Below are 13,046 nucleotides of genomic sequence, written 5' to 3' on the forward strand. Positions count from 1 at the left end.
GCATGTCTGAGCTGACCCTCACCGTTATGCGGTTGGGTTTCCTCGCTGTGCTGTGGTTGTTCGTGATCGTCGCCGTACAGGTGATCCGTAGCGACCTCTTCGGCACACGCGTGACTCAACGACCCACGCGGCGCAGAACCGCCGCGCCGGCCGCAGCCGGAGGAGGTGCCACTCCGCCTCCGCAGGCGCAGCCGGCCCCGCCTCCGCAGCGGCAGCAGGCCCGGCCCCGCCGCGGCCAACGCAACAACAGCCCGAGCAAGCTGGTGATCACCGAAGGCTCGCTGACCGGCACGACGATAAATCTGACGGATCAGCAGATCACCATCGGCCGGGCACACGACTCGACCATCGTGCTGGACGACGACTACGCGTCGAGTCGGCACGCCCGCATCTACCCTGCGCCCGACGGCAGCTGGGTGGTCGAAGACCTCGGGTCGACGAACGGTACCTACCTGGACCGTACGCGCCTGACCGGTCCGACCCCCGTGCCGCTCGGTGCGCCGATCCGCATCGGCAAGACCGTTATCGAGCTGCGCAGGTAGCCTGAATGAGCCTCTCTCTCCGCTTCGCCGCCGGATCCCACAAGGGCATGATCCGAGAAGGCAACGAGGACTCCGGGTATGCCGGTCCTCGCCTGCTCGCGGTCGCCGACGGCATGGGCGGGCAGGCAGCGGGCGAAGTCGCCAGCTCCGAAGTCCTGTCCACCATCGTCGAACTCGACGAGGACGTGCCCGGGGCCGACCTGCTCGACGCGCTGCGTTCGGCGGTCGATCGCGCCAACGACCGACTGCGTGTGATGGTCGACGACGATCCCCAGCTCGAGGGCATGGGGACCACGTTGACCGCGCTGTTGTGGACGGGGAGCCGACTCGGCCTCGCCCACATCGGCGACTCCCGCGCCTACCTCCTGCGCGACGGCGCCCTGGAGCAGATCACCCAGGACCACACCTGGGTGCAGCGCCTGGTCGACGAGGGTCGGATCACCGAGGAGGAGGCCGACCACCATCCGCAGCGCTCGCTGCTGATGCGCGCGCTGGACGGGCGCGGCCACGTCGAGCCGGACCTGTCGGTGCGCGAGGCCCGGCCCGGTGATCGGTACCTGATCTGCAGCGACGGCCTGTCGGGGGTGGTCAGCCGGGAGACGATGGAGACCACCCTCCTCACCTACGGCAATCCGAACGACGCGGTCCAGGAGCTGATCCAGCTCGCGCTGCGCGGCGGCGGCCCGGACAACATCACCTGCATCGTCGCGGACGTGGTCGATCCCTCCGACCAGCCCTCCGACAGCCCGATCGTGGTGGGGGCGGTCGCGGCCGTGGTGGACGACACCACGACGCTGCCGAACACCCCGGCCTCCCGGGCCCGGGAGTTGACCGCCGGCGAGTACGAGACCGAGGCCCTGGTCTCCGAGCCGGGCAGCCGGCGCAAGCCCAAGCCGAAGTCCACCCTGCGCAAGACGCTGCCCATCTGGGGCGGCGTCGCGGTGCTGGTGGCGGCGCTCGGCGGCGCCTACTACTGGACCCAGACGCAATACTTCGTGGCCGACAAAGGAGACCACGTAGCGATCTACCGGGGCATCGACTCGAAGATCCTGGGCATCAACCTCGCCAGCACGTACCAGAGTTACGACGAGGTGAAGCTGTCCCTGATCGGCCAGCCCAACCGGGACGCGGTCAACAGCACGCTCGACGCGACCAGCCTGAGCGACGCACGGCACACCATCGACCGGCTCAAGCGGCAGGCCGACGTGTGTCGCAGGTCGTACTCGGCGCAGGACACCAAGAAGACCGAGAGTCCCGGCAACCCCGGCGCCCAGCCGGCGGGCAGCGTGGACGCGTTCCCCCAGCAGGTCCAGGGTCTCCCGGTGGCGCTGCAGACCAACCTGCCGGCCGCCAAGCACACCTCGACCACGGCCTCGCGCAGCAACCGGAGTTCGACCGCGCCGCCCACCGAGCCGGGCGGTCGGGGCAAGGGCGGCACGACCACGAGCCCGAGTGCCCCGGCGAGTTCGGCACCACCGAGTACGACACCACCGGCGGCGACACCGGAGGCACCCGCGGCGGGGCTGAGCGCCGAAGAGACCGAGCTGGCCAAGCAGTGTTATCCGCGACCGGCCGGAACCGCCGGAACGAACTGAGGGGAACGCCGTGAGCAACACGACGATCACCCCCCAAGCCGCACCGAATCGCCGCAACACCGAGTTGATGATGCTCGGATTCGCGGTCCTGGTGCCGATGCTGGCCTACGCCAACGTGGGACTGGCGGGGGACGGGTCACTGCCCATGGGCAGCCTGATCAAGTACGGCTTCGGCCTCGGCGTCTTCGCGGGTATCGCGCACCTGCTGGTCCGCAAATTCGCGCCGTACGCCGACCCGCTGCTGCTGCCGTTGGCCACGTTCCTCAACGGCATGGGCCTGATGTTCATCAATCGGCTCGACCTGGACATCGTCAAGGGCATCGGCCTGGGCGGCAGGCACGGCACCGCGGCGGCCGGTTCGCAGCTGATGTACTCGGCGATCGGCATCGGGCTGTTCGTGGGCATCGTGGTGCTCCTGAAGGACCACCGGCTGCTCCAGCGCTACACGTACACGTTCATGGCGCTCGCGCTGGTCCTGCTCGTGTCGCCGATCCCGTTCCCGGGCGACATGTACGGCGCGAAGATCTGGATCCGGCTCGGCCCGTTCAACTTCCAGCCCGGCGAGTTCACCAAGATCGTGCTGACGATCTTCTTCGCGGGTTACCTGATGGCCAAGCGCGACGCGCTCGCGCTGGCCAGTCGCAAGGTGATGGGGCTGTACTTCCCGCGCGGTCGGGACATGGGCCCGATCGTGGTGGTCTGGCTGCTGAGCATCCTGATCCTGGTGTTCGAGCGCGACCTCGGCACCTCGCTGCTGTTCTTCGGCCTGTTCGTGGTCATGCTCTACGTGGCCACCGAGCGCACGAGTTGGCTGCTGTTCGGTCTGTTCATGGCCATCGGCGGCGCGGTCGTGGTCGGCACGCTCGAACCGCACGTGCACGACCGCGTGGCGGCCTGGCTGGATCCGCTGGCCGCCTACAACGGCAGCGGGTCGGTGCAGTCCGAGCAGCTGGCCCAGGCCCTGTTCGGCTACGGGACCGGCGGCCTGCTCGGCACCGGCCTCAACCAGGGGCACCCGACCGAGATCGGCTTCGCCGCACGCAGCGACTTCATCCTGACCACGGTCGGCGAGGAGTTGGGCCTGGCCGGGATGATGGCCATCTTCATGGTGTACGCGCTGCTGATCGAGCGTGGTCTGCGTACCTCGCTGGCCGCGCGCGACCCGTTCGGCAAACTGCTCGCCGCCGGCCTGTCGGTCACCATCGCGCTCCAGGTCTTCGTGGTCGCGGGCGGGGTCACCGGCCTGATCCCGCTGACCGGTATGACGATGCCCTTCCTGGCCCAGGGCGGCTCGTCCGTGATCACCAACTGGGCGCTGGTGGCGATCCTGATCCGGATCAGCGACACCGCCCGCCGACCCGCGCCGCCCGCCGGGACCTTCGACCCGGGCGCGCAAGTGGCTCCCCGGCGTGGCTCGCACGCCTCGGGCCGCGACGGCACCCCGGCCGGGGGCACCACCCCGCCGCAGCCGAGCGCGACGCCCGCCGACGGTTCGTCCGCTCCCGATCCCGAGGCGCTGACCGTGGCGGGCGGGGTGCCGAGCGCCCCCGGCGGCCCGCCTCCGGGCGGCTCCGGGACGCCGCCCAGACCATTCGTACCCCCGCCGAACCCCGGCGGCGGAGCCCCGTTCGGCCCACCGGGCCAGGGCGGCTCCGGCGGGCCGAACCCGTGACCGCCGCACCGCACGTCCAGGGGAGGGAAACACCGTGAACAAGCCGTTGAGGCGGGTCTCCGTCTTCTGTCTGATCCTGGTCGCGGCACTGATGCTGCGGGCCAACTGGGTCCAGGTCGTCAAGGCCGACGACTACGCGAACAACAGCCACAACAAGCGGGCGATCTACGAGAAGTACTCGCACCCGCGCGGCGACTTCCTCGTCGAGGGCAAGCCGATCACCAGCTCGGTCAAGACCGACGACAAGCAGTACGAGTTCCTGCGCAAGTACGAGTTCGGCCCGATGTACGCGCCGGTCACCGGCTTCATCTCGCCGTTCGTCGGCAAGAACCTGCTGGAGAGCATCGACGACGACATCCTCAGCGGCAAGGACAGCCGGCTGTTCGTGCGCAAGGTGCTGGACACGGTGACCAACAAGGGCACCCGGGGCGGCAACGTCGCGCTGACGATCAACGCCAAGGCGCAGGAGGCCGCGTACAACGGCCTCAAGGACAAGACCGGCGCGGCGGTCGCGATCGACCCGGACACCGGCAAGGTGCTGGCGATGGTCAGCACGCCGTCCTACGACCCGAACGTGCTGGCCCAGAACGACCGCAACGCGGTCGCGAAGGCGTACGACGGGCTCACCCTGGACACGAACAAGAAGCGCAAGACTCCGGACACGAACTTCGATCCGAAGATGCCGATGGACAACCGGGCGCTGCGCTACACCTACGCCCCCGGCTCGACCTTCAAGCTGATCACCGCTGCGGCAGCGCTGTCCACGGGCCAGTTCAAGCCCGACACCGTGCCGACCGTCCCGCTGAGCGGTGGCAAGCTCTTCTACCCGAACTCCAACCAATTCCTGCCCGACTCGCACCCCGCGGAATGCGCGGGCGCTTCGCTCCAGAAGGCCCTGGAGCTGTCCTGCAACACGGTGTTCGCCAGCGTCGGTCAGCAGGTCACCCAGGAGAAGGTGAAGGCGCAGGCCGACGCCTTCGGCTTCAACAACTTCGGTAAGGGCAGCCAAAACCCGCTGGACATCCCGAGCCGGGCGGCGATGAGCGTGTTCCCCACCGGATTGGACCAGGGCCAGCTGATGCGCTCGTCGATCGGCCAGGACAGCGTGGCCGCGACGCCCCTGCAGATGGCCATGGTCGTCGCGGGCATCGCGAACAACGGCAAGGTGATGAAGCCCTACGTCGTCGACGAGTTGCGGGCGCAGAACCTCTCGGTGCTCGAGAAGACCCAGCCGCAGGTGGCCGGTGAGGCCATCACCCCCGAGGTCGCACAGATGCTCCAGGACATGATGAAGGGCGTGGTGGACAACGGCACCGGCAAGAGCGCCCAGATTCCCGGGGTCACCGTCGGCGGCAAGACCGGCACCGCACAGCACGGCGAGAACAACAACAAGAACCCCTACGCCTGGTTCGTCTCCTACGCCAAGGGTGCCGACGGCAAGAAGGTCGCCGTAGCGGTCGTGGTGGAGGACAGCGACGCCGAGCGCAACGAGATCAGCGGCAGCGGCCTCGCCGGGCCCATCGCCAAGGCAATCATGGAAGCCGTGGTCAAGAAGTGAGCCATGGCACACGATCACCCCGATAGTCACTCCGAGCACTACTGCAATCAGATATCGACGTGCCCTCGTGGCTCGGGTGTGACGGCTCGCCGAGCCGCCGCACCGGTACCGTGTCGGAGAACGTGCCGGACCGTTGGGGCAATCACCGCGGTACCGGCCGGCCGAAGACCGAAGGCCGTGGACCGGTAAGGGAAGGGCTGGAAGTTATGGAAGAGCCGCGTCGCCTCGGCGACCGGTACGAGATCGGCGCGGTCCTCGGCCGTGGTGGCATGGCCGAGGTGTACATGGGCCGTGACATTCGTCTGGGACGCAGTGTGGCGGTCAAGACACTGCGCGCCGATCTCGCCCGTGACCCAACGTTCCAGGCCCGGTTCCGCCGCGAGGCGCAGTCGGCCGCCTCGTTGAACCACCCGGCGATCGTCGCGGTCTACGACACCGGCGAGGACTACATCGACGGGATCTCGATCCCGTACATCGTGATGGAGTACGTGGACGGCTCGACGCTGCGCGAGCTGTTGCACTCCGGCCGCCGGCTGCTGCCGGAGCGGGCGCTGGAGATGACCGCCGGCGTGCTCCAGGCGCTGGAGTACAGCCACCGCAACGGGATCATCCACCGCGACATCAAGCCCGCCAACGTCATGCTGACGCGGCAGGGCACGGTCAAGGTGATGGACTTCGGCATCGCGCGGTCCATGGCCGACAACGGCATGACCATGACGCAGACCGCGGCCGTGATCGGCACCGCGCAGTACCTGTCCCCGGAGCAGGCCCGCGGCGAGACCGTGGACGCCCGGACCGACCTGTACTCCACCGGCTGCCTGCTCTACGAGCTGCTGACCGAACGCCCGCCGTTCATCGGCGACTCCCCGGTCGCGGTGGCCTATCAGCACGTCCGCGAGGATCCGCTGCCGCCGAGCACGTTCGACCCCGAGGTCTCGCCGACCATCGACTCGATCGTGCTCAAGTCGCTGGCGAAGAACCCGGACAACCGGTACCAGAGCGCCGACGAGATGCGCGCCGACATCGAGCGGGCGCTGCACGGCCTGCCGGTGGGCGCGCCGAGCGTGATGGCCGCGCCGATGGGGGCCGACCCGGCGACGCAGTACCTGCCGCCGACCGCGGGCGGGGCGACCCAGGTCATCCCGGCGCACGGTCAGGGCCCGGCCACCGGGCAGTACGAACTCGACGACAACGACCGCCGGCGGGACGAGCCGAGGAAGTCCCGGGGCGGCGCCTGGATCCTGCTGGCACTGGCGTGCATCGCGGTCCTGGTCGCCGCCTTCTTCATCGGCAAGACCCTGATGGGCGACGGCGAGGACAAGTCGGCCAGTGTGCCGACCCTCACCGGCAAGACCCAGGAGGAAGCCACCAAGGCGGTGGACAACGCCGGGTTCAAGCTCCACATGAACGACGACCCGGCGCAGTGCCCCCAGGGCGCCTCCGGGGCCAAGGGCACCATCTGCAAGCAGACCCCGGCGGCCGGGGGGAGCGCCAAGAAGGGCGACACCATCCAGGTCTGGGCCTTCGGCGGCCCGAAGAAGACCACCGTCCCCACGGGTCTCAAGGGCGCCACCGAGGAAGAGGCGACCAAGAAGCTGAAGGACGCCGGTCTGCTGGCCGACCCCGTGCGCAGCCAGACGCTGACCAACTGCACCCGGGACACCGTCTGCTCGACCAGCCCCGACGCGGGTGCCGAGCTGAACGAGGGCGACAAGGTCACCCTCAACATCTTCACCGGCAAGACGCAGGTGCAGGTGCCGCAGGTGATCGGCCTCAGCTACGACGACGCCAAGGCCAAGCTGGAGAACCTCGGGTTCAAGGTCACCAAGTCCTCCGACCAGTACACGACGGAGAAGCCGGCCGGCCAGGTGTTCAAGCAGAGCGAGACCGCGGGCTCGAAGATCAACGAGGGCGGCACCATCAACCTGACCGTCTCCAAGGGCCCGACCCCGGCCACCACGGCCCCTCCGACCACGGGCACCCCGGGCGGCAGCACGGGCTCCAGCAGCCCGCCCCCGCCCGGTGGCAACAACCAGGGCGGCAACAGCGGCACCAACCCGCTGATGGGCGGCGACCTGAGGGGCGGCCACGGCAACTGGCCGAACTGACCCGAAGGCACCACCGGATCGAGGCCCCGAGAGCCAAGGCTCCCGGGGCCTCGGCCTTTTCCACCCGACGCCCCGGCGGCCGGGCCGGGGTATGGGCGGGGGCTACGTCCGGAGATCCTCGGTCGCCTCGGCGGGGGTGGGGTCGGGGGTGGCCGCCCGGGTGACGAGTGTGGCCAGGTGGGACAGGGCGAGCGCGGACGGGGTGTGCGGGCGGGCGCGGAAGACGTGGATCTCCAGGGCGGTGTCGCCCGTCGGGGTGGGGACGCGCAGGGTCTCGTAGTCCAGGTGCATCGGGCCGACCGCCGGGTGGTGCACGCTCTTGTGGCCGGCGCCGCAGACCAACACCTTGCCGGTGGCCCAGATCCGCCGGAACTCGGCACTGTGGGTGGAGAGTTCGGTGATCAGCCCGGCCAGCTCCGCGTCGTCGGGGTAGCGCCCGGCCGAGACCCGCAGCTGGCCCACCGCGTCCTCGGCCCGTTCCTCCCACTCGGGGAACACGAGGCGGGAGGCGGGGTCGAGGAAGAGGAACCTGGCGTTGTTGCGGTCGCGGCGGCTCGGGTCGGCCAGGCCGCCGACGAGTTCGGCGCCCAGGTCGTTCCAGGCCACCGTGTCCAGGCGGTGGTTCGTGGCGAAGGCCGGGAGCCGGGTCAGCGAGTCCAGGATCTGCTGGATCAGCGGGCTGACCCGGGCCGTCGGCGCGGGGACGCGGCGGGTGCCGGCCAGCGTGATCAGGTGTCGATGTTCGGCGGCGTCGAGGCCGAGCGCGCGGGCGAGGGCGTCGAGCACCTCGGGGGAGGGCTGGGTGGCCCGACCCTGTTCGAGGCGTACGTAGTAGTCGACGCTGATCCCGGCGAGTTGGGCCAACTCCTCGCGGCGCAGGCCGCGGACCCGGCGTCGCCGACCGCCGACGAGCCCGACGTGCTCGGGTTCGACTCGGCCTCGGCGGGCCCGCAGGAAGCCGCCCAGCGCGCGCCGGACGTCGCCGACGCCCTCGACGTCGTGGTCGGTGTGCGCCGCGGGCACGGCCTTTGCCCCGGTATGCCGCTCGGTGCCGGTCGTACGCTCGCCCTGCTCCACCCCGTTCATGCGGTCAAGTATGCGCGGCACCGGCCGGGTGCCGGGTCTGTGTGGTCCTCGCGGTACCAGGAACGTGGTTCCGCCGGTCGAACCGGGTCCTGGCTACCCGTTCGCGCCCGGAGGAGCGTTGGCTCCATGAACCCCACCACACCGCGGTCCACCCGGCCCACACCGTCGCCGTCGCCGTCGTCGCGAAAGGTCCTCGTCGTCGCCGCCCATCCCGAGCCGCGTTCGCTCAACGGCGCGCTGACCGAGTTCGCGGTCGAGCGATTGCGGGCGGCGGGACACCACGTGCGGGTGTCCGACCTGTACGCGATGAAGTGGAAGGCGGTGGTGGACGGCGACGACTTCCCGGAGCACGTCGCGGACCACCGCCTCCGGGTGATGGCCGAGTCGCAGCGGGCCACGCTGGCCGAGCGGCTGGCCCCGGAGATCGCCGCCGAGCAGGAGAAGGTGCTCTGGGCGGACGCGATCGTCCTGCAGTTCCCGATGTGGTGGTTCTCCGCACCGGCGATTCTCAAGGGCTGGATCGACAGGGTGTTCACCGCCGGATTCGCCTACGGCCCGGAGGTCCCGCCCCCGTACAGCGAGGGCGCGTTGGCCGGGCGGCGGGCGTTGTTGTCGGTGACGGCCGGCGCCCGGGAGACCGCGTTCTCCGACCGGGGCATCCACGGGCGGTTGGCGGAACTGCTCTTCCCGCTCCAGCACGGGTTGTTCTGGTTCGCCGGCCTGGCCCCGCTGGAGCCGTTCGCGGTGTTCGGCTCGAACGACGTCTCGCCGGAGCGGTTCGAGGCGGCGAGGCAGGAGTACGGCCGACGGCTGGACGCGCTGTTCACCGACGAGCCGGTGGCCTTCCGCTCGCTCGACGGCGGCGACTACGACCGTGAGATGCGACTGCTGCCGGGCGTCGAGGGGCCCGGGACGAGCGGGATCGACATGCATGTGCGGTCGGGTGCCTGAGCCCGGGGGCGGGTCGCGCCCGACTCCCCGGTACGCGGGGGCGGTTCGGGGCCGCGAAACGGCCGGCGACCTGCGCGGACCGGCTTCGCCGGGGGTCGACGACCGGCGCTCGGACCACGACTTTCGGTATTGGTCGGTGCCTCGGTCCACCTGTTATTGTCGAGCCCGACCCGACCGCGGCGCCCACGGCACGCGGACAGGTGCACGAACGTCACTCGCAGGACGGAGAGGCCACGCTGATGAAGAAGCTGATCCTGGTGGCTTTGGCTGCTGTAGCCGGCCTGTTGGTCTACCGGCAGATTCAGGCGGATCGCGCCGAGCAGGATCTGTGGACCGAGGCGACGGACGCGGTTCCGGCGGGTACCGGCACTCGCTGAACAGATCGTGCGGGAGACCCCGCGCAGGCTTGAACCCGCTCGGGGAATTGCGACGTTTCACGTGAAACGTCGCAATTCCCCGGGTGAGGTGTCGTGAAACCGCGGCCCGGTTGCCGCTAACCTGGTTCGGTACCGAGGGGCCTTAGCTCAGCTGGTAGAGCGCTGCCTTTGCAAGGCAGATGTCAGGGGTTCGACTCCCCTAGGCTCCACACAGGATCCACGAGTCGCGATACGACGAAGGGCCCGGCACGATGCCGGGCCCTTCGTCCGTGTGTTCGGGCCGGTCAGTCGGCGTCCCGCTTCGGGGCGGCCGAGCGGAACTCGTCCTCGGCGAGCTTGGCCTCGTCGTCGAGGGACGCGGTGGTGCGCGGGGTGGTGGCGGAACCCTGCGGGGCCTCGTCGGGCTCGTCGGTCAGCCACTCCGGCCGGGCGTTGCGGCGGCGCCACCACGAGAAGGCCACGCAGCCGCCACCCGCGACGAGCGTGATCACCAGGAACCTGCGCCCGCGGGCCCGACGCCGCTTGGCCCGGCCGGCCCGGGCGACGTCATCGGCGCTGATCTCGCCCTTGAGGACGGACAGCGCGGCGCCGGCTCGCAGCAGGGCCTCGTCGCGGACGGGTTCGGCGGCGCCCCGGGCCTGGTCGACCGCCGAGTGTACGCGCGGAACCACGTCGTGGCGGACCCGGTGGCGGGCCGTCTCCATGGCGTGCTCGACGTGCGGCGCGGCCGTGTCCTTGGCGTTCACCAGCGCGGGGACCACCTTCTCGCGGGTGGTCTCGACCGCTCGCTCACGGGCCGCGCCCGCGTAGTGGATCGCGGCCTCCTTGGCGTACGCGGCGTGTGGGGCAAGCCGGTCCCTGGTCCTGCCGGTCGCCTCGCGAACCGGATCCATGCGGGTCACGACATCCTCCTCCTCGCCGGGTTCATCCGCTATCTGTTCCCGACGATCCCGGGATCATGCGCCGCGTATCGGCGCGGGATCCGTACGGTGGAACGATGACCGCGGTGGTCTCGTGGCAGGAGCCGCCCGCGGCATGCGAGGATTTCGAGGATTCAAGAAGACCGTCCGTGTAACCGTAGGGAAGGCACATCAGTGGCCGAGGAACTTTTCGCCACCATCAAGACCAACCACGGGGACATCCGCATCCGGTTGTTCCCGAACCACGCACCGAAGACGGTCGCGAACTTCGTGGAGCTGTCGCAGGGGCAGCGCGAGTGGGTCCACCCGGCCAAGGGGCAGAAGACCACCGACCGCCTCTACGACGGCACCGTGTTCCACCGCGTCATCTCCGGCTTCATGATCCAGGGCGGTGACCCGCTGGGCACCGGCACCGGTGGCCCGGGCTACCGCTTCGCCGACGAGTTCCACCCGGACCTGGCGTTCTCCAAGCCGTACCTGCTGGCGATGGCCAACGCCGGACCGGGCACCAACGGTTCGCAGTTCTTCATCACCGTGGGTGCCACGCCGCACCTGAACAACAAGCACACCATCTTCGGTGAGGTCGCCGACGGGGAGAGCCGCAAGGTCGTCGACGCGATCGCCGGTACCCAGACCGACATGCGCGACCGTCCGGCCTCCGACGTCGTGATCAACTCGGTCGAGGTCGAGACCGTCTCGTCCTGAACCCCGAGCGCACGGGCCGGGGCCCTCGGGTCCCGGCCCGCGGCGCGTGCCTGAAGGTGAGCATGAGCCCCGACGAGCAGCAGCCGAGTGCGACCGGCCCGGCCGGTCCGCCCGTGTGTTACCGGCATCCCGATCGGGAGTCGAACATTCGCTGTACGCGCTGCGAGCGGCCCGTCTGCGGCGATTGCATGGTGAGCGCGTCCGTCGGCTTCCAGTGTCCGGACTGTGTCCGGCAGGGCAGTCGCCAGGTCCGCGAGGCGCGCACCGTGGCGGGTGGCCGGGTCGCGCCCACCACCGCGACCGCGATCGTGACCAAGTCGCTGATCGGGCTCAACCTCGCCGTCTTCGTGCTGGTCCAGGTGCTCGGCAACACGTTCGTGGACCGGTGGATACTGGTCGGCCGCTTCTTCATGGGCGGCGAGTGGCAGGGTGTCGCCGAGGGCCAGTGGTACCGCCTGCTCACCGCGACGTTCCTGCACCAGCAGTTCTGGCACATCGGGTTGAACATGCTCGGCCTGTGGATGCTGGGGCCGCCGCTGGAGGCGGCGCTGGGCCGGAGCCGGTTCATCGCCCTCTACCTGGTCGCGGGCCTGGGCGGCAGCGCGCTGTCGTATCTGATCGCCGAACCGAACCAGGGCTCGCTGGGCGCCTCGGGCGCGTTGTTCGGGCTGTTCGGCGCGATGATCGTGCTCGGCCGGCGGATGAACTACGACCTGAAGCCGCTGATCATCCTGCTGGCGCTGAACCTGATGATCACGTTCCTCAACATGAGCACGATCGACTGGCGCGCACACCTCGGGGGATTGGTCGCGGGCACCCTCGCCGCCATCGGGTTGGTCTACGCGCCGGCGCGGCAGCGGACCCTGATCCAGGTGGGCAGCCTGCTCGCGGTGCTGGCGGTCGTCGTGGCGATCGTGCTGATCCGGACCGCGCAGATCCTCTGAGGCGGGAGGGCGACGGGCGGGCGGCCCGGGATCCGAGGACCGAACACGGTCACTCCATGAATCCTACCAATGACCCGGAGTGATGAATCCGGGATGCGAGCCGTTACCCACATCCCGGCCGGTCGTTGGACAGTAACGGGTTATCCACAGGATCCGCCCAGTTATCCCCACTGTGGATAACTCTGTGGAGTCTCCCTGGGAAAACTCGCTGAGCTGCGCGTATGCGCTACTTCCACTGAGTGGACACGCCGAAGCCGGCGGCGATGAAGCCGAAGCCGACGACGATGTTCCAGTTCTTCAGGGACTCGATCGGGAAGCGCATGTCGGTCACGTAGAAGACCACGATCCACAGCAGGCCGATCGCGAAGAGAGCCAGCATGAACGGCGCCACCCAGCGGCGCGAGTCCAGCTTTATGGTCGTCTTCTTGATGGGCGGCGGGGTGAAGTCGTCCTTCTTACGGATCCGGGACTTCGGCACGAGAGTCTCTCCTGTCGATGTAGCCGGACGAGTGGGTGCGCAGCACACGCGACACGATCCGGTGATGTGTCGGTTAGCGTAGTCGCTGTCAGGTCCGGAAGGAGGGTACG

11 protein-coding genes, 1 tRNA gene and 1 pseudogene are annotated in these 13,046 nt (G+C 69.5%); 10 read left to right on the forward strand and 3 right to left on the reverse strand.

Annotated features, from left to right (window positions below; genetic code table 11):
* The first annotated feature begins 2 nt into the window (after positions 1 to 2).
* The 5 genes and pseudogenes from EMA17_RS29690 to pknB all read left to right on the forward strand — a co-directional run bounded on the left by EMA17_RS29690 (position 3) and on the right by pknB (position 7,475).
* On the forward strand, positions 3 to 542 hold the full coding sequence (locus tag EMA17_RS29690; RefSeq protein ID WP_078976335.1) for an FHA domain-containing protein FhaB/FipA: 540 nt from the start codon (positions 3 to 5) through the stop codon (positions 540 to 542).
* Between the two features lie 5 nt (positions 543 to 547).
* The gene (locus EMA17_RS29695; RefSeq protein WP_126640228.1) at positions 548 to 2,137 is read left to right on the forward strand and encodes a PP2C family protein-serine/threonine phosphatase; all 1,590 of its coding nucleotides are present in this window, start codon (positions 548 to 550) and stop codon (positions 2,135 to 2,137) included.
* A gap of 10 nt (positions 2,138 to 2,147) precedes the next feature.
* Positions 2,148 to 3,521: pseudogene (locus tag EMA17_RS29700) on the forward strand (FtsW/RodA/SpoVE family cell cycle protein); the annotation flags it as partial.
* 322 nt (positions 3,522 to 3,843) lie between these two features.
* Positions 3,844 to 5,367, forward strand: coding sequence for a peptidoglycan D,D-transpeptidase FtsI family protein (locus EMA17_RS29705; RefSeq protein ID WP_126640230.1), 1,524 nt, complete (start codon positions 3,844 to 3,846; stop codon positions 5,365 to 5,367).
* A gap of 206 nt (positions 5,368 to 5,573) precedes the next feature.
* Positions 5,574 to 7,475 (forward strand): Stk1 family PASTA domain-containing Ser/Thr kinase, encoded by a 1,902-nt coding sequence (gene pknB, locus EMA17_RS29710; protein WP_126640231.1) that lies wholly within the window; start codon positions 5,574 to 5,576, stop codon positions 7,473 to 7,475.
* Between the two features lie 102 nt (positions 7,476 to 7,577).
* Here pknB and EMA17_RS29715 read toward each other — a convergent pair whose 3' ends face one another.
* Complete coding sequence (locus tag EMA17_RS29715) at positions 7,578 to 8,561, reverse strand: helix-turn-helix domain-containing protein (RefSeq protein ID WP_126640232.1); 984 nt, start codon at positions 8,559 to 8,561, stop codon at positions 7,578 to 7,580.
* 126 nt (positions 8,562 to 8,687) lie between these two features.
* Here EMA17_RS29715 and EMA17_RS29720 point away from each other — a divergent pair, with 126 nt between their 5' ends.
* The 3 genes from EMA17_RS29720 to EMA17_RS29725 all read left to right on the forward strand — a co-directional run bounded on the left by EMA17_RS29720 (position 8,688) and on the right by EMA17_RS29725 (position 10,098).
* Positions 8,688 to 9,512, forward strand: a complete 825-nt coding sequence (locus tag EMA17_RS29720) for an NAD(P)H-dependent oxidoreductase (protein ID WP_126640233.1) — start codon at positions 8,688 to 8,690, stop codon at positions 9,510 to 9,512.
* 239 nt (positions 9,513 to 9,751) lie between these two features.
* The gene (locus EMA17_RS52635; protein WP_170222265.1) at positions 9,752 to 9,889 is read left to right on the forward strand and encodes a DLW-39 family protein; all 138 of its coding nucleotides are present in this window, start codon (positions 9,752 to 9,754) and stop codon (positions 9,887 to 9,889) included.
* Positions 9,890 to 10,025: 136 nt separating this feature from the next.
* A tRNA-Ala gene (locus tag EMA17_RS29725) sits at positions 10,026 to 10,098 on the forward strand.
* Between the two features lie 75 nt (positions 10,099 to 10,173).
* Here the strand turns inward: EMA17_RS29725 and EMA17_RS52015 are convergent.
* Entirely contained in the window at positions 10,174 to 10,782 is a 609-nt protein-coding gene (locus EMA17_RS52015; protein WP_246126990.1) for a DUF5324 family protein, read from the reverse strand.
* Positions 10,783 to 10,983: 201 nt separating this feature from the next.
* Between EMA17_RS52015 and EMA17_RS29735 the strand changes: the two genes are divergently transcribed.
* Positions 10,984 to 11,514 carry a peptidylprolyl isomerase gene (locus EMA17_RS29735; RefSeq protein WP_126640234.1) on the forward strand — a complete coding sequence of 177 codons (531 nt, stop codon included), beginning with the start codon at positions 10,984 to 10,986 and terminating at the stop codon, positions 11,512 to 11,514.
* 62 nt (positions 11,515 to 11,576) lie between these two features.
* Positions 11,577 to 12,458 (forward strand): rhomboid family intramembrane serine protease, encoded by an 882-nt coding sequence (locus tag EMA17_RS29740; RefSeq protein ID WP_126640235.1) that lies wholly within the window; start codon positions 11,577 to 11,579, stop codon positions 12,456 to 12,458.
* 226 nt (positions 12,459 to 12,684) lie between these two features.
* Here the strand turns inward: EMA17_RS29740 and crgA are convergent, their stop codons facing one another.
* A complete protein-coding gene (gene crgA, locus EMA17_RS29745; RefSeq protein ID WP_126640236.1) occupies positions 12,685 to 12,936 on the reverse strand; it encodes a cell division protein CrgA in 252 nt (83 codons plus the stop codon).
* Positions 12,937 to 13,046: the final 110 nt, after the last annotated feature.

Source organism: Embleya hyalina (assembly GCF_003967355.1).
Taxonomy (GTDB): domain Bacteria; phylum Actinomycetota; class Actinomycetes; order Streptomycetales; family Streptomycetaceae; genus Embleya; species Embleya hyalina.